Here is a 20339-nt window from a genome sequence, read left to right as displayed (position 1 = left end):
CGGCGGCGGAGACCCAAATGCTTAAGAAATTCAATAACTTCTTCGCTGGGATCGGTCCGCGCCTCGCGTTCAGCCAGATCCTCCTCGTTACTATTCTCGGCGCCGCCATCACCGTTGCATGGCTTGTCTTCCAACAGTTTTCGACGAGCATGCACGAACTGGCCGAAGACAATGTCCCCGATCTACGCAATACCAGCGATATCATGGTAAGCGCCAACCGCCTGCCCGAGCTGATCACCGCGCTGCTTCTGGCCAATACACCCGCCGAGATCGATGAGGTCCTGAAGACCTCGGAGCAGCGCTTTGCGGCCTTCTTCGAACTGGCCCGCCAGCGCCCGCCGCGTCAGGCCATTGATCTCGCCGACCGCATGTCCGAATTCAAGCTGCAACTCCTGCAGCTGGCGGCGGCCCGCGAGGATGCCTCGCTTGCGCATACAGCCGTCCGTCAGGATCTCAGCAAGCTCGAGATCCTCGTCTCGCAACTTGAACTGATGGGTCCGCCCCAAGCCCGCGCCGATGCGCAATCCCTGCTTCGCCAGATCGTTACGGTGTCGATGGAGGGGGATCTGATCGGTCTGGACCGGTATAAGGCCTCTGTCGAGGGTCAGGCAAAACTGCTGATCTTCAGCCTCGGCGACGGGTATGACACCGATGTCGCAATGCTGCATGACCTGATCGACCCCGAAACCGGGGTAATCGCACGGCGCGGCAACGAACTCGAAGCGCTGGCGGCGGGGGCTGCCGCCTCGAGTGCGGCGCTGAGCGAGATCACCCAGCTCAGTGCGGGCGCTGCCGCAGTGGGAGGCGAAGCCCTTGACGGCGTAAGCGCTCGCGCCGGCGTTCTGGATAGCCAGATCGGTAAGGCGACCAGAAATATGGAGCTTGCAATCGGTGCCTCGCTTCTCGTGCTCATGGTAACGATCGGCTTCCTGCAGATGGTTCTGGTACGCCCGTTGCGGGATCTGACCCGACGCACCCGCGATCTGGCCGAGGGCAATATCGATGCGCTCGAAGGCACGAAAAAACGCGGGGGCGAACTGGGGGCGATGATCGAAGCGCTCCAGATCTTCAGGCAGAACATTCTCGCCAATCGCGAGTTGGAGGAACAGCAGCGCGAGGCCGAGGCCCGTGAGGCCGCCGAGCGTGAGGCGGAAGCCCAGCGCAAGCTTGAGGCAGAGCGTGCAGAGATGGAACGTAAGGCCCGCGAGGAACGCGAACACATGGAGCGCGAGCACGCCGCCGCGGCCGAGAAACAGCGCCTTGCCGAACTGGCCGAGGCCGAGCGGGCCGAGCGCGCGGCAGAGCAGGAGCAGGTTGTCTCCACACTCGCGAAGGCCCTTGGCCGTCTTTCGCAAGGCGATCTGACCCAGCGCATCGAGACCCGCTTCCCCGAGAGCTACGAGGCCCTGCGCGCGGATTACAACCGCAGTATCGACTCGCTCAGCCATCTGGTAGGTTCGATCCAGTCGAGCGTCAGCCACATCCTCAACAATGCCTCCGAGGTCAGTCAGGCCGCGACCGACCTGTCGCACCGCACCGAAAGCACGGCGGCGACCCTTGAGGAAACGGCGGCCGCGGTCGAGGAACTCGCGGCCAACACCGCTTCCGCCGCCGAGAACAGCCGCCGGACCGAAAAGGTCGTACATAGCTCGAAATCGGAAACCCTTGCGTCACGCGATATTATGGCACAGGCGGTCGCTGCGATGAATTCCATTGCCGAAAGCTCCAACCGGATCACGCGGATCATTGGTGTGATCGACGATATCGCCTTCCAGACCAACCTTCTGGCACTCAATGCCGGCGTGGAAGCTGCGCGAGCGGGCGATGCGGGGCGCGGCTTTGCGGTCGTGGCCTCCGAAGTCCGGGCCCTTGCACAGCGCTCGTCGGAAGCGGCGAGCGAGATTGGCGGGTTGATTTCGGAAAGCTCCGATAGCGTGAAGATCGGCGTGGATCTTGTCGGCCAGACCGATACCGCCCTGCAGCGTATTGCCGACTCGATTGCCGAGATTGCGACCAATATTTCTAGCGTGGCCAACTCGGTCGAGGAACAATCCCATGCCGTTCGGGAAATCAACTCGGCGACCGCCCAGCTTGACCAGATGACCCAGCAGAACGCGGCGATGTTCGAGGAAACATCAGCAGCCTCTCTGGCCCTCTCGCAAGAGGCAAAATCGCTGAACGAGGCAATCACCCAGTTCCGCGTCGCGGGCTCCGGCTATGATGACACCGCGAACGCGGCATAACATTAAGTCAAGGGGCCCTGCCGGGCCCCTTTCCATTCCGCATCCGCGCCCCTCAGCTACGCCGTCTCGCGCGCGGATCCCCCTCATGGCGCCACGGGCATTCCTTGGGTTCCTCCAGCTCGGTCTTGATCTGCGCCCATGTGAGAACGGTAAAGAATACCGATCCGCCAAGCACATTCCCGATCAATGCGGGCAGGGTAAAACCGGTAAGCGCCCCGATCGCGGACATCTTGCCCGATAGCACCACGATGGTCGCCTCGGTCGAGCCTGCCACCACATGGGTAAATTCCGCCGTCGCGATGATCCATGTCACGATGACGATCATCAGCAGCTTGGACTGGCGGGCATTGGGCAACATCCAGACGAGCGCCGCGATCAGCCAGCCCGCACCAATCCCCCGCAACATGGTTTCGAGCCACGGGAAATGGGTGGCCTCTTCCGAAAGCTCCTGAACCGCTTGCCAGAGCGCCGGATCATAGCCGCGCATGAGATAGAGCACGATCCCGAACAGTGTCGCGCCGATCAGGTTGAAGAGGAAAACGATCCCCCATAGCCGCGCAAGGCGCCGGAACACCTCCGGTCCGGGCTCATCCAGCGCCGGACAGACCGCAGTGATGGTGTTCTCGGTGAACAGCTGCATCTGCCCCATGATCACGATCAGGAAGCCCACCGTATAACCGAAATTCTCGACAAGTGGACGCCATTCGGCATCAGGCAGATGAGACCGCAGAAGACCTTCGGTGAAAACCGAGAACCCGATGGCGATCCCGGCAATGAGCGAGGACATGACCAGCGCCGAGGCCGGACGCATCAGCTCTTCCACCCCCGAGCGGCGGATCGATTCAAAAATGGCAGGCGGGCTCATCGCCCCCGTTTTCTCGATGGCCCGAAGCTCGTGCTCGTCGAACGAGGCTTCATGTTTCTTTTCCGCATGCTCCTGATCCGCTGCGGCCTGTTCTCGCTCTGACAACTTCGGTTCCTTCCGCTCGTTTGCCGTCACATAGATTTTTGCAACCGTGAAGGAACGTAGTATCGCAGCATTTCGTTCCATTGGTTCGGGATGTGCTATGATTTGTCGCATCCAGACTTGTGCCTGCGCATTGGGCGCGTCACAAAAGAGGAGCCTTGCGCACTGGGAGATGCCGATGAAACCCGAAGATTACAGCCATTCGCCCGTTGAAGCCGATGCCGGCACCCCTGTCTATAAACGAGCCGCAGGGGGATGGGGATCGCTTGAGGGCGTCGCGCGGATCATGAAGAAAGAGCCTCCAACGCCCTTGGCGCTGCAGATCCTTGCCAAGCTGAACAAGACTGGCGGCGCGATGTGCTCGTCCTGCGCATGGGCCAAGCCCGCAAATCCCGGAACATTCGAATTCTGCGAGAACGGCGCCAAGGCAACGTTGTGGGAGCTGACCACGAAGAAGGTGGGCCCTGCCTTCTTCGCTGCGCATAAGGTCAGCGACCTGCGCCAGTGGACCGATCATGATCTGGAAGCCGCAGGTCGCCTGACCCATCCGATGCGTTATGATGCCACCACCGACAGCTATCAGCCTGTGGCGTGGGAGGAAGCTTTTGCCGAGATCGGGCGAGAGTTGAACGGGATCACCCCCGATGAGGCGGTTTTCTATGCCTCGGGCCATGCGGGCCTCGAGCCCTCCTATCTCTACGCGTTGCTGGCGCGGATCTATGGCACCAACAACCTGCCGCAATCTTCGAATATGTGCCACGAGACCACCTCGGTGAACCTCAACACCTATCTCGGCGTTCCTGTAGGCACCTGCACGCTGGAAGATTTCGACCATTGCGATGCGCTGTTCTTCTTTGGCCAGAATACCGGCACCAACAGCCCGCGGCTGCTGCACACACTGAAAGAGGCTGTGGATCGCGGCTGCAAGGTAGTGACCTTCAACCCGATCCGCGAAAAGGGCCTGCTGGAGTTCACCGACCCGCAAAGCCCCAAGCAGATGGTCACCGGCAAATCGACCAAGATTTCGGACCATTACTATCAGGTCCGTCCCGGCGGGGATATCGCCGTGCTGGCGGGCATGATCAAATATGTGCTCGCGCGCGAAGATGCCGCCCCCGGCACAGTGCTGGACCATGACTTCATCGCCGAGCATACGCAGGGGCTCGAGGAGGCGATGGCAGAAATCCGCACTATGGACTGGGCGGAGATCGAGCACCATTCGGGCCTGACCCGCGCCATGATCGAGCAGGCTGCGGAAATCTATGTCGACGCCAAGCGCGTGATCGGCGTCTATGGCATGGGCCTGACCCAGCATGTCAACGGGTGGCTGAACCTCGGCATGCTGGTCAACCTGTTGTTGTTGCGCGGAAACATGGGCCGTTTGGGTGCGGGCATCTCGCCCGTGCGCGGGCACTCGAACGTGCAGGGGCAGCGCACCGTGGGGATCGGCGAGAACCCCGCGCTCTTCCCGCTCGACAAACAGGAGAAGATGTTCGGCGTCACCCTGCCCCGCACACGCGGGATGAATATCGTGAAGGCCGGTAAGGGCGTGATCGAGGGCCGGGTGAAAGCCACCATCGCGCTCGGCGGCAACCTCCTGCGCGCCATGCCCGATATCGAGCGGCTGGAAGAGGCATGGGGCAAGCAGAACCTCACCGTCTCGATCGCGATCAAACTCAACCGCTCGCATCTCAATCCGGGTAAGGTGTCCTATATCCTGCCCTGTCTGGGACGGACCGACGAGGATCTGCAGAACGGTGTACCGCAGGTGCAGACCGTCGAGGACACGATGAGCCATATCTTCGCCTCGCTGGGCCGCGCCAAACCGCCAAGCGACCAGTTGAAATCCGAACTTGCCATTATCGCGGGCATCGCCAAAGCCACCCTACCCGCCAATCCTGCGCTGCAATGGGATGACTGGACCGCGAATTACGACCATGTGCGCGATCTGATCGCCGCCACTTGGCCCGCGCAGTTCCACGAGATGAACCTGCGCATGTCGAAGGCGGGCGGGTTCTACCGTGGCAATGCAGCCCGCGAGCGGCGCTGGAACAACGAGGCCGGAAAGGCGCTTTTCACCACGCCCACGACCCTTTCGGCGCTGGGTCAGGAGCCCGGCACCACCGCGCGTGGCCAGAGCTACACGCTCAACACCATGCGCTCCAACGACCAGTTCAACACCACGATCTACGGGCATTCGGACCGCCTGCGGGGACTTTCGGGCTCGCGTATGGTGGTGCTCATCAACCGCGGCGAAATGGAACGGGCGGGGCTTTCGGAGGGTCAGAAAGTCACGCTGGTCTGCGATATCGAGGACGGGCGCGAGCGCCGTGTCGAGGGACTGAGCGTCACTGCATTCGATCTGCCCAATGGCTGTGTTGCGGGCTATTATCCCGAGCTGAACCCCTTGATCCCGTTGGAATATCACGAACTCCGCTCCGGCACACCCGCCTATAAGGGCACCCCCGTCCGGATCATCGCATAAAAAAGGGCCGCCTCATGTGCGGCCCTTCCAGCAATCGGAGTGGATTATACGGAGGTCATATCGCCCTTGGCGATGACCGGACCTGTTGCCACACCGTCTGGCGCGCCGCCTTTGGGCTCATCCGTGATGGCGAAGGTCGCGTTCGCCAGCATCGGGCGCAGTTCATCGGGCATCGGCATGTGGGCATCGCGCTGTTCGGGCATAAGACCCAGCGAGACGGGCTTCTGCCCTGCAGGGATCACCCAAAGCTCCATCGACCGGTCTGTCGCATGCTGCACCCCGGCCATTTGCACCAAGCGCACTTCGCCGGTGCCGGTATCATATTGCACCTGCACCAGAAGCTGGTCGCCCGCGCCCATCAGGCTGGCCTGCATGCCCGGTGTAAAGCCGGGAAGGGCCGGAATGGCGGGGTTATTCAGGGTATTGATGATATCGGGTACGAAGAAGGTCGCCGTGATACCCACCGCCACGACACCACCTGCAAGCCACCCCCAGAGCATCAGCGATCTGCGCGATGCCGGAGCACCGATCTCGGTCATCAGTTGGCGCTTTACCGAGGCTGGCGGCATCACTTCGGGGAAGTCCTCGGCCAGAGGCGCGAAACGGCTCTCCCAATCGCGCAATCGCGCGCGCAAGGCGGGCTCGTCGCGCAAACGCGCAGCGAAGGTGGCCTGTTCCTCGGGAGGCAAAAGGCGTAGCGCCTGTTCGGCGGCCAGAAGATCATCATCGAATTCGGGCGTCGCACTCATTGGCTCATGCAATCCTTCAGCTTCATCAGGCTGCGGCGCAGCCATGTCCGCATCGTGTTCAGCGGCACATTGTGACGTTCGGCCAGATCGGCATAACTGTCGCCGTTGAGATAGGCCCCGCGCACGGCATCGGCGCGCCCATCCTCCAGCATCTCCAGACAGGAGCCGATGCGCTTGGCCTCGGAGTTGGCGATCATGCAGGCTTCGGGCCCCGGCCTATCGTCGGACAGATCATAGACCTCGTCAATATCCGTGCGCCCGCGCTGACGCTTGCGCAACCGGTCGATGGCCAGATTGCGCGCGAGCGTGATCAGCCATGTCATCGGGCTATGGCCGGTCACACTATAGCGGTCGGCCTTGCGCCAGATCCGCAGGAACACCTCCTGCAGCGCCTCCTCGGCCTCGGCACGGTTGTCGAGCACCTTTAGGCAAACCCCGAACAGCTTAGCACTGGTGGCATCGTAAAGCGCTGAAAAGGCGGCTTTATCACGCAGAACGACCCGCGCGATAAGGGCTTCAATCTCCTCTGGAGTCGACAGCCCGCGAGATGTGGAACGGCGCGATTTGGCAGGCGCGAGGCCTGAGATAGTCTGCATGAACCAGATCCTCCCTCGGCGGTCATGACTTAACCTAAAGCAAGGGTCCGTTCTGTCCAACAAAAACGATCAGAGATCGTCGAGCCCGATATCCACACAAGGCGCGGATTGGGTGATCCGCCCGACCGAGATGAAATCGACGCCAGTCCCGGCCTTGGCGCGGATCGTCTCCAGACGCACCCCGCCCGAACATTCCAGAGGCACGCGCCCGCCCACGAGCGCCACCGCCGCCCGCATCTCGTCGTTGGTCATATTGTCGAGCATGATCACATCGGCCCCTGCCGAAAGCGCTTCCTCGACCTGTTCCAGACGGTCGCATTCGACCTCGATCTTGGTCAGGACCGGTGCCTTCGCCTTGGCTCTGGCCACCGCCAAGGTGATCGATCCGGCCACCGCGATATGGTTGTCCTTCAGCATAATACCCCCATCGAGGCTCAGGCGGTGGTTGCGCCCGCCACCACAGGTGACCGCGTATTTCTCGAGCCCGCGCAGCCCCGGCGTGGTCTTGCGCGTGTCCACCAGAAACGCACCCGTCCCCTCGATCTCTGCCACATAGGCGGCGGTCAGCGTGGCAATCCCGCACATCCGCTGCAACAGGTTGAGCGCCACACGCTCGCCCGTCAGGATCGCCTGCGCGTTGCCCTCGATAATGGCAAAGGTGGTGCCCGCATCGATCCTCTCGCCCTCCTCGGCCAGCACCTCGAGCTTCAGCTTCGGGTCCAGATGCCGGAACACCCGCGCTGCCATCGGCAGCCCCGCCAGCACCATGTCCTCGCGCGCATTGAAGGCAAACCGCCCCGTCGCGTCATCCTCCACCATGATCTTGGCGGTCAGATCGAACTGGCCGCAATCCTCATCAAGCCAAAGCGCGATCTGGGCGTCGAGTTTGCGCATGTCGTAAAGCATCGGGGTCCTCCACCTGTTTTCAGGGTTCTACCCCGTCGCCGAGCATAGAAAAAGGGGGCGAAAGCGCCCCCTTTCACAGATCACTCTGCCGCATAGGCCTCGGGTGGCGGGCAGATGCAGATCAGGTTACGATCGCCATGGACATTGTCCACGCGGCCCACCGGCGGCCAGTATTTGTCCTCGCGGAACGAGCCCGCAGGGAAGCACCCTGCCTCGCGGCTATAGGCGCGGTCCCATTCGGCCACGAGGTCTTCGACCGTATGCGGCGCATGGCGCAGCGGGCTGTCCTCTGCCGAGATCTCGCCATTCTCCACCGCGCGCACTTCCTCGCGGATCGCCAGAAGCGCCGTGATGAAGCGGTCGATCTCCGCCTTGGTTTCCGACTCGGTGGGTTCCACCATCAGCGTGCCCGCCACGGGGAAGGACATGGTCGGCGCGTGGAAGCCGTTATCGATCAGGCGTTTGGCCAGATCATCCACGGTCACGCCGAATTCGGCAAATCCGCGCGTGTCGAGGATGCATTCATGCGCCACACGGCCACGGTTGCCCATGAAGAGGATCGGATAATCGCCCTTGAGACGCGAGGCGATGTAATTGGCGTTCAGAATCGCCACACGGGTCGCCTGGGCCAGCCCCTCGCCGCCCATCATCAGGCAATAGGCCCACGAGATCAGCAGGATCGAGGCCGAGCCATAGGGGGCCGCCGACACGGTGCCATCACTGCCTTCCTCGGGGTGACCGGGCAGATAGGGCGCCAGATGCGCCTTCACGCCGATCGGACCCATGCCCGGACCACCACCGCCATGCGGAATGGCGAAGGTCTTGTGCAGGTTGAGGTGGCTCACATCCGACCCGATCTCGCCCGGTTTCACCAGACCCACCATCGCGTTCATATTGGCCCCGTCCAGATAGACCTGACCGCCATGTTTATGGGTGATCTCGCAGATCGTGCGGACCGTTTCCTCGAACACGCCATGGGTCGAGGGATAGGTGATCATGCAGGCCGCCAGATTGGCGCCCGCTTCCGTGGCCTTAGCCTCGAAATCCTCGATATCCACATCGCCATTGGGCGCCGATTTCACCACCACGACCTTCATACCAGCCATCTGCGCCGAGGCCGGATTGGTGCCATGCGCCGAGACGGGGATCAGGCAGATATTGCGGTGCTCCTCGCCGCGTGCCTTGTGATAGGCGGCAATGGTCAGAAGCCCCGCATATTCACCCTGCGCGCCCGAATTGGGCTGCATGGAAAACGCGTCATAGCCGGTGATCTCGCAGAGTTTCTCCGTCAGATCGGCAATCGCCTCGTGATAGCCCTCGGCCTGATTACGCGGCGCGAACGGATGCAGCGAGCCGAATTCCGGCCAGGTGATCGGCATCATCTCGGCGGCGGCATTGAGCTTCATGGTGCAGGAGCCGAGCGGGATCATCGCGCGGTCCAGTGCCAGATCGCGGTCCGACAGGCGGCGCATATAACGCATCATCTCGGATTCGGCGCGGTTCATCTGGAAGACCGGATGGGTGAGGTAATCGCTCTCGCGCACCAGCGCCTCGGGGAAGCCACGCTCGACCTCCATGGGCGCGGGCTCGGTGATGCCGAAGGCATCCAGAAGACGCACCAGAACACCCTCATCGGTGATCTCGTCCACCGAGATGCCCACGCGGTCGGTGCCGACCTTGCGCAGGTTCAGCCCACGGTGACGGGCGGCGGCCATGATGCCCTGCTGGCCCACACCCACGCGCACGGTGAGCGTGTCGAAGAACGCTTCGGGCTGCACATCGGCCCCTGCGGCCACCAGCGCATCGCGCAGGCGCACGGCATGGTAATGCACGCTCTCGGCAATCGCCTTCAGGCCCATCGGACCATGGAAGACGGCATAGAAGGAGGCCATCACCGCCAGCAATGCCTGCGCGGTGCAGACATTGGAGGTGGCCTTCTCGCGGCGGATATGCTGCTCGCGCGTCTGCAGCGCAAGGCGGTAGGCCTTGTTGCCATTGGCGTCGATCGACACACCCACAATCCGCCCCGGCATGGAGCGTTTGAACGCATCGCGGCAGGACATGAAGGCCGCATGCGGGCCACCATAGCCCATCGGCACGCCGAAACGCTGCGCCGACCCCACGGCAATATCAGCGCCCATCGCACCCGGCTCTTTCAGCACGCAGAGCGCCAGAAGATCGGTCGCGACCACGGCCACGGCCTTGGCCTCATGCAGCGCCTCGCACTGGGCGGTAAAGTCGCGCACATGGCCCAGAGTGCCCGGATACTGGAAGATCGCGCCAAAGACCTGCTCGGCCACCAGATCCTCGGGCTCGCCCTTGATGATCTCGATGCCCAGCGGATGCGCGCGGGTTTCGATCACGGCAATCGTCTGCGGGTGGCAATTGATATCGACGAAGAAGGCCTGCGCCTTCGATTTGGCCGAACGCTGCGCCATCGCCATCGCCTCGGCGGCGGCCGTCGCCTCATCGAGAAGCGAGGCATTGGCCACCGGCAGGCCGGTCAGGTCCGATACCATCGTCTGGTAGTTCAGCAGCGCCTCGAGACGGCCCTGCGCGATCTCGGGCTGGTAGGGCGTATAGGCCGTATACCATGCCGGATTTTCAAGGATATTGCGCTGGATCGCGGGGGGGGTGACGGTGCCGTAATAGCCCTGCCCGATCAGCGAGGTCATCACGCGGTTCTTGGCGGCCACGCCGCGCATCTTCTCCAGCAGACGGTATTCCGACAGAGGCGCCCAGGACAGCGCGTCCTTCTGGCGGATGGCCGCGGGCACGGTCTCGTCGATCAGCTGGTCGAGTGTCTGGACACCCACCACCTTCAGCATCTCGGCCATTTCCGAGGGGCTGGGGCCGATATGGCGGCGATTGGCGAAATCATAGGTATTATAGGCGGAAGGGGTAAAGGGCATAGCGCAGCACCTGTTCCAATAGGGGAATCGTCCAGCCCGCAACATGCAGGCTGGAATGGGCGGACCATCATGCGAACGGGCCCGCGAAGGGCCCGTCCAACAGGCCAATCAGCCGATGAAGTCTTTATACTCGTCTTCGTCCATGAAGGCGTCGAGCTGGTCCATATCCTCCAGCTTCATCTTGAAAAACCAAGCGCCTTCCAGCGGGTCTTCGTTGACCAGCGCGGGATTGTCGGCCAGCGCGTCATTGACCTCGACGATCTCGCCATCAACGGGGGCGCTGATGTCAGATGCCGCCTTGACCGACTCGATCACGCAGATCTCGTCACCCTTGGCCACTTGCGTGCCGGGCTCGGGCAGTTCGACAAAGACCACATCGCCAAGCTGCTCGGAGGCGTGCTCGGTGATGCCGACAACAACCAGATCGCCCTCGACGCGGAGCCATTCATGCTCTTCGGTGAATTTCATCATGCGTTCCCCTGTATGATGATACTTGTGCCTATGACACGAAGGTAGGTTTAACGTTTGTAGGTTTGCGCCTGGAAGGGCATCGCCGACACGGTGGCAGGCAGGCGTTTACCGCGGACCTCGCCCCAGACGGTATCGCCTTCACGGAAGCTCGAGGGCAGATAGGCCATGGCAATAGGCGCACCCACCGAGGGGCCGAAACCGCCCGAGGTGATCGTGCCGATCATGGTGCCGCCCTCGGCTGCGTCAAAGATCTCGACACCCTCGCGCATCGGCGCGCGGCCCTCGGGGCGCAGGCCCATGCGGCGGCGGTCTGCGCCGCTGTCCAGCTGGGACAGAATGCGCTCCGCGCCGGGGAAGCCGCCCTCGCGGGCGCCGCCCTTGCGGCGGACCTTCTGGATGGCCCATGCGATATCGCCCTCGACCGGCGTGGTGGTGGTGTCGATATCATGGCCATAGAGGCACAGCCCCGCCTCGAGGCGCAGGCTGTCGCGCGCGCCCAGACCAATGGGGGCAACCTCGTCCATATCGAGAAGTGCCTGCGTGAAGGCCACGGCCACGGCGGAAGGCACCGAAATCTCGTAACCATCCTCGCCGGTATAGCCCGAGCGCGAGATCCAGAGCGTCTGACCCTGCCATCCGGCCTCCGCCACATCCATGAAGCGCATCCCGGCCACAGCGGGCATCAGGCGGGCCAGCGCGGCTTCGGCCTTGGGCCCTTGCAGTGCGATGAGCGCACGGTCACGGATCACCGTCACCTCGGGCAGATGCGCCTGAAGATGCGCGATATCGGCCTCGGCACAAGCGGCATTGACGACGAGGAAGAGATGGTCCGATTTCCGCGCGATCATCAGATCGTCCAGAATGCCGCCCGCTTCATTGGTGAAGATCCCATAGCGCTGGCGGCCTTCCTTGAGACCCGCGATATCCACGGGGATCAGCGCCTCGAGCGCGTCGATGGCCGAAAGCGGCACGATCACCTGCCCCATATGCGAGACATCGAACAGCCCCGCCTCGGCGCGGGTGTGGAGGTGCTCCTTCATGACGCCCATGGGATATTGCACCGGCATTTCCCAGCCAGCGAAGGGCACCATCTTGGCGCCCAGAGAGACGTGCAGATCATACAGATCCGTGCGCAAGAGCTCCGTCATCGGGATCTCCCTATATAGAGCCGGATCTCCGGCATCGATGTGTTTCGTCGCAGGATAATCCCGCGACCGCTCGATGCCCCATCTGTCCCTGCCCGACCCCGTACGGGTCTCAGGCGCCTGAGAATGTTATTCCTTCGGCGGACGCAGTTTCCCGCGCCTCTCTCCAGAGTCTGTAGCCGTTCGGTCCTTTTGCCTGAGAGTTTCCCGGGGCGGTTGCTCCTTCGGCACCGGCGCGATGGCCGGATTCTCCCGTAGCGGCTGTTGCAGGTGGGATGCCCGATCCCGTGTCGCAGAGCAAGTGATTTTTACGCAAAACCGACGCTTGCACGCGGATTTGCGACTTTATGCCACCCACCGCTCAGGCAGGCAGCAGTTCCAGTAGACGGCTGGCACAAGGCAGGCCCAGCGTCTCGCGCAAGCCCGGCGCCATATCGGGGGCGGCATAGACGGTCATACCCGCCGCCTGCCCTGCCTGCACGCCGGTGGGGCTGTCCTCGACCACGGCACATTGCGCGGGGTCCACATCCAGAAGCCACGCGCCACGCAGATAGGGTTCCGGCTCTGGTTTGCCCTGACGGACATCATTACGGCTGACGAGCAATGTGCCGGGCAGATCGAGCCCCAGACGCACCAGATTGGCCATCAGCAGGCGACGGTCGGAATTGGAGACGGCCATCTGTCTGACCCCCTGCGCCGCCAGCCCGTCCCAGATCTCCATTGCCTTCGGGAAGGCATGAACATCGTCCAGCATCGCCATATAAAGCGCATGCCGACGCGCGGTCCATTCGGCAAGACCCAGCTCCAGCCCGCATTTCTGAACCAGATAGGCATGGCAGCGCTCCTCGCTCATGCCCAGAATGCGGTCATGCAGATCGTCGGGCAGGTCGAGGCCGAGCCCGTCGATGGCCTGATGGAAGGAGCGCTCGTGCACCGGCTCGCTATCGGCCAGCGTCCCGTCGATATCCCAGAAAATGGCCTGATGCGGAAAACTCATAGGGGCTCCTGTCTTTTGGGCGGCAATAGTCACAACAAGGCAAGCATAGCGCCCAAATCGGGTCGCGTCACCCGATCAGACCGGCAGATCGGACCGGATGACGCGTGAGGCCGTTCTTATTCCGCGACGCAATCGGCGAAATACTGGATCTGGCCGTCGGGGCCGGTCTCCTGCACGAGCCCATGGATATCGGTCTCGAAGCCCGGACATTCACGGGCGAATTCGCGGTTGAACTTGAGGTAATCCACGATCCGCTTGTTGAAGACCTCGCCCGGGATCAGCAAGGGGATGCCCGGCGGATAGGGCGTCACGAGGCTCGTGGTGATGCGCCCTTCCAGATCGTCGATCGGCACGCGCTGCGTGGTGCGCCGCGCGATATGCGAGAACGCATCCGAGGGCGTCAGCGCCGGCGTCAGATCCGAGAGATAGATCTCGGTCGAGAGCTTGGCCACGTCATATTTGGCATAGAGCTTGTGGACATGCTCGCACAGATCACGCAGGCCCATCCGCTCGTAGCGCGGTTGCTTCTGGCAGAATTCCGGCATCGCCTTCCATAGGGGCTGGTTCTTGTCGAAATCGTCCTTGAACTGCTGGAGCGCGGTCAGGAGCGTGTTCCAGCGGCCCTTGGTGATCCCGATGGTGAACATGATGAAGAAGGAATAGAGGCCGGTCTTCTCGACCACGACGCCATGTTCGGCCAGATATTTGGTCACGATGGAGGCCGGAATACCCCATTCGTCGAAGCGGCCATCAAGGTTGAGACCGGGAGTGACGATGGTCGCCTTGATCGGGTCGAGCATGTTGAAGCCGGGCGCCATATCGCCAAAGCCATGCCAGCTATCACCACCGCCGGTTTCCACACCCTCGGCATCGGTCTTCTTCAGAACCCAGTCGCGCGCCTGACCCATCCCGTCGGAATTGTGGTCGAAATCTTCCGGCCCCCAGACCTTGAACCACCAGTCGGAGGCGTATTCCTCGTCGACCTTGGCCATGGCGCGGCGGAAATTGAGGCTTTCGACAATGCTCTCCTCGACGAGCGCCGTGCCTCCCGGAGGTTCCATCATGGCCGCGGCCACATCGCAGGACGCGATGATCGAATATTGCGGGGAGGTCGAGGTGTGCATCAGATAGGCCTCGTTGAAAAGGCTGCGGTCGAGCTTGATCTCCTCGCTATCCTGCACCAGCACATGGCTCGCCTGAGAGATCCCCGCGAGGAGCTTGTGCACCGATTGCGTCGCATAGGTCACCGATTTCTTGGTGCGCCCGCGCTTGCGGCCCATCGCATGGAACTGGCCATAAAACGGGTGGAAGGCCGCATGCGGCAGCCATGCCTCGTCGAAATGGAGGTTCTCGATATGACCGTCGAGCATCCCTTTGATCTCTTCGGTATTATACAGGACCCCGTCATAGGTCGACTGGGTGATGGTCAGGATGCGCGGCGTGGTGGCCTCTTTATCCGCATCCTTCAGAAGCGGGTTCGCGGCAATCTTGGCGCGGATCGACTCCATCGTGAATTCCGATTTCTGGATCGGGCCGATGATGCCGAAATGGTTGCGCGTGGGCTTCAGAAAGACCGGTATAGCCCCGGTCATGATGATCGAATGCAGGATCGACTTGTGGCAGTTGCGATCCACCACCACCACATCGCCGGGCGCGACCGTATGGTGCCAGACGATCTTGTTGGAGGTCGAGGTGCCATTGGTCACGAAGAAGCAGTGATCGGAGTTGAAAATCCGCGCGGCATTGCGCTCGGAGGCTCCGATCGCGCCGTTATGGTCCAGAAGCTGGCCCAGCTCCTCGACCGCATTACACACATCGGCGCGCAGCATGTTCTCGCCGTAGAACTGGTGATACATCTGGCCGATCGGTGATTTCAGGAAAGCCACGCCGCCCGAATGCCCCGGGCAATGCCACGAATAGGACCCGTCCTCGGCATAGTCCAGAAGCGCCTTGAAGAAGGGCGGCTGGATACCCTCCAGATAGGATTTCGCCTCGCGGATGATATGGCGGGCCACGAATTCGGGCGTGTCCTCGAAGGCGTGGATGAACCCGTGCAGCTCGCGCAGGATATCATTGGGAAGATGGCGCGAGGTCTTGGTCTCGCCATAGATATAGATCGGCACATCGGGGTTCTTCCAGCGCACTTCCTCGATGAAGTTGCGCAGGTTCATCACCGCAGGGTCCAGATCGGGGCCAGGCGTGAATTCCTCGTCATCGATCGACAAAACAAAAGCCGAGGCGCGCGATTGTTGCTGGGCAAATTGCGACAGATCGCCATAGCTTGTAGCACCCAGCACCTCGAACCCTTCGGTTTCAATCGCTTGCGCCAGAGCACGAATGCCGAAGCCGGAGGAATTCTCCGAGCGGAAATCCTCGTCGATGATGACAATGGGGAAACGGAACTTCATCAAACTCTCCTTGAGCGATGGCACGGGGCATTGCGCCATCCAGGTCACCCGCCGATCCGGACCGGCTGCACGGGCGGTTGCCCGTTTGTCCCCTCTCGCGCCGCGAGCGTCAAGCCATCACCCACATTCCGGCCCGTTACAGCCATCACGAAAGCGATGGAAATGCAGATCTCCTTTAGGGAGAATTTAAGGCAAGTGCTTTATCCCGACAATTGTATATGATTGAGGAGATTCGTGCCGATGAGCGCCGATATGTCGGATCTGGATCTGGAAGCTGCCCGTAAGCTTCTGATCAAAGCGAGTATTTTGATGCGTGTCGGCATGCCCGATGGCAAGGTCCAAACCGCCAACAAAACGGCGAACCAGCTTGTGGGCGGCGGCAACAACACACCGATCAACGCCCATTTCCCCTCGTTCTTCCGCGAAGCCGACTATGTGAAAGAATGTCTGGAACGGGCGAACGCCACCGGCGAGGCGGTCGAATTCCATGTGCATCTGATCGACGAACGCTCGAGCATCACCTTCTTCGGCATCGCCAACAAGGTGGGCGAGGAACCGACCGTCATTGTGGACGGGCGTCTGATCCCGATGGATGACGAGACCCGCTCGCGCCTCGATGCGGTCGAGCGCACGCAGGCGGTGATCGAGTTCGAGACCGATGGGACCATCATCCGCGCCAACGAAAATTTTCTGTCGCAGATGGGCTACGAGGTGGCCGAGATCGAAGGCCAGAGCCACAAGATCTTCTGCACACCCGAATTTTCCTCCTCCAAAGAGTATCAGCAGCTATGGAAACGCCTGCGCGCGGGAGAGGCCGTGGATGGCGAGTTCGAGCGGATTACCAAAGATGGTGCGACCGTCTGGTTGCGGGCGAATTACAACCCGATTTTCGGCCCCAATGGCCGTGTCGTGCGCGTCGCCAAATTCGCGATGGACATCACCGAGAACAAGTTGGCGCAAGCCGAGGTGGATGGCAAACTGAGCGCCGTCGACCGTGCCTTGGCGATGATCGAGTTTACGCCTGAGGGCGAGGTGCTCACCGCCAATGACAATTTCCTTAAACTCACCGGCTACCGCCTCGAGGAAATCAAGGGCCAGCACCACCGGATGTTCTGTAGCGAGCTGTATACCGCCTCGCCGGATTACGGTCTTTTCTGGGCCAAGCTTTCGTCCGGCAAGGCGGATGCGGGCGAATATATGCGCATTGGCAAAGACGGCAAACGCATCTGGATCCGTGCCAGCTACAACCCTGTCATCGCCCCCAACGGACAGGTGCTCAAGGTTGTGAAAGCCGCACTCGATGTGACCGCCGAGCGCAATGCCGCCAACGAGATCCAAGGCCGGATGGATGCGGTCAAAAGTTGCCAGCTGGTGGCTGAATATACGCCTGAAGGTCTGCTGCTGGAAATGAACGCGCCCTATCTCAAAGCGTCGGGCTATGAGCTGGAAGATCTGTTCCGCAAACCTGTCTACAAAATCTGGGAACGTAGCGGCGAGGAAACGCTGGAATTCGAGCGCTTCTGGCAGCGTCTCGCTACCGGCGAGTGCCTTTGTGGCACCTATCGCCGCTACTCCAAATCGGGCAGCGATTTCTATCTCTATTCGAATTTCAGCCCGATCCATGATGCCGAGGGCAAAATCATCCGCATCATCGAACTGAGCCGCGACATCACCAAAGAGCGCTATAGCGCGGCCGAGCATGAGGGCACGGTCATGGCGATCAACCGCGCTCAGGCGGTAATCGAATTCGACCTGTCCGGCAAAATTCTCGCCGCCAATAAGAATTTCCTAGAACTGATGGGCTATAAGGCCGATGAAATTCTCGGCAAGCATCACCGGATCTTTTGCAAGGCGGATCACGCGGGTTCGGAGGCCTATCGCAGTTTCTGGGAAACGCTGGGGCGGGGCGAATATGTGGCCAATGAATTTGTCCGCCTCACCCGCCGCGGCGAGGAGGTCTATATTCAGGCCAGCTACAATCCGGTCTTCGATGCCGATGGCCGTCCGCTCAAAATCATCAAATTCGCGACCGACATCACCGCACAGCGCAAGCGAAACGCGGAATTCGAGTGCAAGTTCAACGCCATCGACCGCGCACAGGCAGTGATCCAGTTCGATCTCGAAGGCAACATATTGGCCGCCAACGAGAATTTCCTGCGGGTCACCGGCTATTCGATGCGTGAGCTGCAGGGCCAGCACCATTCTATGTTCTGCACCCCGGACCACGTCAAATCGCAGGAATACCGCGATTTCTGGATCTCTCTGCGCAAGGGGGAGGAGCAGGATGGCCGCTTCCACCGGATGGCAAAATTCGACCGTGATTTCTGGATACAGGCCACCTATGCACCGCTCCTCGATATTCATGGAGAACCGATCGGTGTCATCAAATACGCCCATGATGTAACCTCGCAGGTGCAGCTCGAGCAGCTGATCCGCGAGAAGGCCTATGCGATGCGACGGATGGTCGCCCAGCTCGAGGGATCGATCAAGAAGATCGACACCTCAACCGGCTTCACCATCTCGGTGTCACGCGATACCGAGAAAGCGGCATCAGGCGGGTTCGAAGAGCTCAACCGTGCTATCGAGGTCATCGAAACGATTGCGAAATCCTCCAAGGATGTCACAGAGATGGCGCGGGTGATCAGCGATATTGCCAACCAGACCAACCTGCTGGCCTTCAACGCCGCCATCGAGGCAGCCCGGGCCGGTGAATATGGCGTAGGCTTCTCTGTCGTGGCCGACGAGGTGCGCAAGCTGGCCGAGCGCAGCTCCACGGCAGCCCTCGAGATCACCCGTTTGGTCAATGAGAGCGGTGCGCAGGTGCAGCTGGGCAAAGAGCGCTCGAGCAGCGCCCGCACCGCCTTCGAGCGCATCGTCGAGCGGGTGAAGGAAACCGGCGGCGCTGTCGATGAAATCTTTGGTTCGGTCGCCGAACAGAAAGACGTCTCGAAAAATGTCGTCAACATGATCTCGGCTCTGAGCGATGTGGTGAGCGACCGCGCATGACGGAGTTGACGGCAGAGTTTGACGGTGAGCCCGCCCTGTCCTGCGCCATGACGCAGGACAGCAAACTGGCGCTGGTCGATCTGGGGCGGATAGTGATCGGCATCCATGTGCGTGATCTGCGCGAGGTGATGGCCGCGCCCAAGGAACTCCAAGCATTCCAGTCCTCGCAACCTGCGGTGATCGGCTGTGTCGCACTGCGTGGGCAGATCATTCCGGTCGTGGATATCGCACCCGTTCTCGGGCTTACACCGGTGGATACGGCAACCGATGGCAATGTGATCGTCATTCTGGGTCGGGGAGAGCATGTCTATGGCATGCTGGCGAAAACCGCGCTCAGAATCGTGCCTGCGCAGGACGGTATTATGCAGCAGATCTCGCGTGATCAGGGAGCGCTAGCCGATCAGCTGCTGCCGGAATTCCGTCTGATCGACAGCCAGCCCATCGGAATTCTCGACCCGACGGTCCTGCCGCGCCACGGCGTGCCGCAATCGCGCGCCGAACGCAGCCAGAGGCAGGTCCAGTCGTCCCAGAACAACTATCTCACCTTCGAGATGGATGGCGTCCATTACTGTCTGCCGCTCTGCGATATCGGCGCGACCCTGCCCGATACGGAGATCGACACCCGCGTGATGAGATCGGGTTTTTGCGAAGGCAGCGTCACCCATCACGGCACCGAACGCGCGCTAGTCAATCTCAACGCTCTTCTGGGGATGAGCGGACGTGACCAGCCCGTGACAACGGTATCCTCGGTGCTTCTGCCCTTCGGCGCAGGACAGTCTCTCGCCCTCCGGGCGGATCGTGTGCTTGATATCAGCACCCTGTCTGGAGGCCAGATCACCCCGATGCCCTCGGTGCTCAGCTACCGTTCCGATCTGTTCGCAGGCGTGCATCTGACATCGGGCGGGCGGGAGGTCTATGTGCTGGATGGCAAGGCGCTGATCGCCGACGAGACGCTGGCGATGCTGTCGAAGCTCGAACAGCGCAGCGCCGATATCGCCGCGAGCAAACCAACCGGCACGAGCACGCTGGGCCATGATCTGGCCACCGCGCTCCTCGTGCAATCGGGCGGTCAGTTCGCCTTCAACATCGAAGTAATCGAGGAAATTGTCGCGATGCCGGAAGCGCCCATGAATGCGGGCAGTTACAGCGCCTATCGTGGCAATCTCCATTCGCGCAGCGGGCGGCTGATCCCGACCTATTGCCTGGCAACGCTGCTCGGGCAGTATGGCGATCATTGCGAGACCGCGACCGCGATCGTGCTGATCAAATTCGGGGAGGAGACCATCGGCCTGATGGTCGACCGCATCTGTGCGATCGAGCAGTTGAACTGTATCCCAGACGGCCCTTCGGGCACGGTTCGCATGCTGCAAAGGCGCCATGCGACAGACCAGACCCTGTGGCGGGTCATTGACCCGATGGCCCTGCCCGTGGGCTAGGGCCGTCCGGCCAGCGGA

13 protein-coding genes and 1 riboswitch are annotated in these 20339 nt (G+C 61.5%); of the genes, 4 read left to right on the top strand and 9 right to left on the bottom strand.

The window, feature by feature from the left end:
• The first annotated feature begins 17 nt into the window (after positions 1–17).
• Positions 18–2243: a methyl-accepting chemotaxis protein gene (locus VSX56_RS04460; RefSeq protein ID WP_350935121.1), complete on the top strand. Its 2226-nt coding sequence runs from the start codon at positions 18–20 to the stop codon at positions 2241–2243.
• Between the two features lie 52 nt (positions 2244–2295).
• Here VSX56_RS04460 and VSX56_RS04455 read toward each other — a convergent pair whose 3' ends face one another.
• Positions 2296–3213 carry a formate/nitrite transporter family protein gene (locus VSX56_RS04455; RefSeq protein ID WP_339113383.1) on the bottom strand — a complete coding sequence of 306 codons (918 nt, stop codon included), beginning with the start codon at positions 3211–3213 and terminating at the stop codon, positions 2296–2298.
• Positions 3214–3382: 169 nt separating this feature from the next.
• Here VSX56_RS04455 and VSX56_RS04450 point away from each other — a divergent pair, with 169 nt between their 5' ends.
• Positions 3383–5695, top strand: coding sequence for an FdhF/YdeP family oxidoreductase (locus VSX56_RS04450; protein WP_434096007.1), 2313 nt, complete (start codon positions 3383–3385; stop codon positions 5693–5695).
• 44 nt (positions 5696–5739) lie between these two features.
• Here VSX56_RS04450 and VSX56_RS04445 read toward each other — a convergent pair whose 3' ends face one another.
• The 8 genes from VSX56_RS04445 to VSX56_RS04410 all read right to left on the bottom strand — a co-directional run bounded on the left by VSX56_RS04445 (position 5740) and on the right by VSX56_RS04410 (position 15879).
• Positions 5740–6444 carry an anti-sigma factor gene (locus VSX56_RS04445; RefSeq protein WP_350935117.1) on the bottom strand — a complete coding sequence of 235 codons (705 nt, stop codon included), beginning with the start codon at positions 6442–6444 and terminating at the stop codon, positions 5740–5742.
• Positions 6441–7040 carry a sigma-70 family RNA polymerase sigma factor gene (locus VSX56_RS04440; RefSeq protein ID WP_406870031.1) on the bottom strand — a complete coding sequence of 200 codons (600 nt, stop codon included), beginning with the start codon at positions 7038–7040 and terminating at the stop codon, positions 6441–6443. Before VSX56_RS04440 ends, VSX56_RS04445 begins: the two co-directional genes overlap by 4 nt.
• 69 nt (positions 7041–7109) lie before the next feature.
• Positions 7110–7946 (bottom strand): carboxylating nicotinate-nucleotide diphosphorylase, encoded by an 837-nt coding sequence (nadC, locus tag VSX56_RS04435; RefSeq protein WP_339113386.1) that lies wholly within the window; start codon positions 7944–7946, stop codon positions 7110–7112.
• 80 nt (positions 7947–8026) lie between these two features.
• Entirely contained in the window at positions 8027–10858 is a 2832-nt protein-coding gene (gene gcvP / locus VSX56_RS04430) for an aminomethyl-transferring glycine dehydrogenase (protein WP_350935114.1), read from the bottom strand.
• Positions 10859–10966: 108 nt separating this feature from the next.
• A complete protein-coding gene (gene gcvH / locus VSX56_RS04425; protein WP_339114427.1) occupies positions 10967–11326 on the bottom strand; it encodes a glycine cleavage system protein GcvH in 360 nt (119 codons plus the stop codon).
• Between the two features lie 50 nt (positions 11327–11376).
• A complete protein-coding gene (gene gcvT / locus VSX56_RS04420; RefSeq protein WP_339113388.1) occupies positions 11377–12477 on the bottom strand; it encodes a glycine cleavage system aminomethyltransferase GcvT in 1101 nt (366 codons plus the stop codon).
• A 171-nt stretch (positions 12478–12648) separates the two neighbouring features.
• Positions 12649–12739: riboswitch (glycine riboswitch) on the bottom strand.
• A 96-nt stretch (positions 12740–12835) separates the two neighbouring features.
• On the bottom strand, positions 12836–13471 hold the full coding sequence (locus VSX56_RS04415) for an HAD family hydrolase (protein WP_350935111.1): 636 nt from the start codon (positions 13469–13471) through the stop codon (positions 12836–12838).
• A 116-nt stretch (positions 13472–13587) separates the two neighbouring features.
• Positions 13588–15879, bottom strand: a complete 2292-nt coding sequence (locus VSX56_RS04410) for an Orn/Lys/Arg family decarboxylase (protein ID WP_339113390.1) — start codon at positions 15877–15879, stop codon at positions 13588–13590.
• 240 nt (positions 15880–16119) lie between these two features.
• Here VSX56_RS04410 and VSX56_RS04405 point away from each other — a divergent pair, with 240 nt between their 5' ends.
• On the top strand, positions 16120–18885 hold the full coding sequence (locus tag VSX56_RS04405) for a methyl-accepting chemotaxis protein (RefSeq protein WP_350935109.1): 2766 nt from the start codon (positions 16120–16122) through the stop codon (positions 18883–18885).
• Positions 18882–20321 carry a chemotaxis protein CheW gene (locus VSX56_RS04400; protein WP_350935107.1) on the top strand — a complete coding sequence of 480 codons (1440 nt, stop codon included), beginning with the start codon at positions 18882–18884 and terminating at the stop codon, positions 20319–20321. Before VSX56_RS04405 ends, VSX56_RS04400 begins: the two co-directional genes overlap by 4 nt.
• Positions 20322–20339 lie beyond the last annotated feature (18 nt).

The organism is Thioclava kandeliae, from assembly GCF_040297545.1.
In the GTDB taxonomy this organism is placed as follows: domain Bacteria; phylum Pseudomonadota; class Alphaproteobacteria; order Rhodobacterales; family Rhodobacteraceae; genus Thioclava; species Thioclava kandeliae.
The sequence above is the reverse complement of the archived record's forward strand: the minus strand, read 5'-3'. Positions and strand labels throughout refer to the sequence as shown.

Bases quoted from the DNA above. Each gene is read 5' to 3' on its own strand.
- VSX56_RS04460 (WP_350935121.1), top strand. From the start codon at position 18: ATGCTTAAGAAATTCAATAACTTCTTCGCTGGGATCGGTCCGCGCCTC.
- VSX56_RS04450 (WP_434096007.1), top strand. From the start codon at position 3,383: ATGCCGATGAAACCCGAAGATTACAGCCATTCGCCCGTTGAAGCCGAT.
- VSX56_RS04445 (WP_350935117.1), bottom strand. From the start codon at position 6,444: ATGAGTGCGACGCCCGAATTCGATGATGATCTTCTGGCCGCCGAACAG.
- VSX56_RS04440 (WP_406870031.1), bottom strand. From the start codon at position 7,040: ATGCAGACTATCTCAGGCCTCGCGCCTGCCAAATCGCGCCGTTCCACA.
- nadC (WP_339113386.1), bottom strand. From the start codon at position 7,946: ATGCTTTACGACATGCGCAAACTCGACGCCCAGATCGCGCTTTGGCTT.
- gcvP (WP_350935114.1), bottom strand. From the start codon at position 10,858: ATGCCCTTTACCCCTTCCGCCTATAATACCTATGATTTCGCCAATCGC.
- gcvH (WP_339114427.1), bottom strand. From the start codon at position 11,326: ATGAAATTCACCGAAGAGCATGAATGGCTCCGCGTCGAGGGCGATCTG.
- gcvT (WP_339113388.1), bottom strand. From the start codon at position 12,477: ATGACGGAGCTCTTGCGCACGGATCTGTATGATCTGCACGTCTCTCTG.
- VSX56_RS04415 (WP_350935111.1), bottom strand. From the start codon at position 13,471: ATGAGTTTTCCGCATCAGGCCATTTTCTGGGATATCGACGGGACGCTG.
- VSX56_RS04410 (WP_339113390.1), bottom strand. From the start codon at position 15,879: ATGAAGTTCCGTTTCCCCATTGTCATCATCGACGAGGATTTCCGCTCG.
- VSX56_RS04405 (WP_350935109.1), top strand. From the start codon at position 16,120: ATGAGCGCCGATATGTCGGATCTGGATCTGGAAGCTGCCCGTAAGCTT.
- VSX56_RS04400 (WP_350935107.1), top strand. From the start codon at position 18,882: ATGACGGAGTTGACGGCAGAGTTTGACGGTGAGCCCGCCCTGTCCTGC.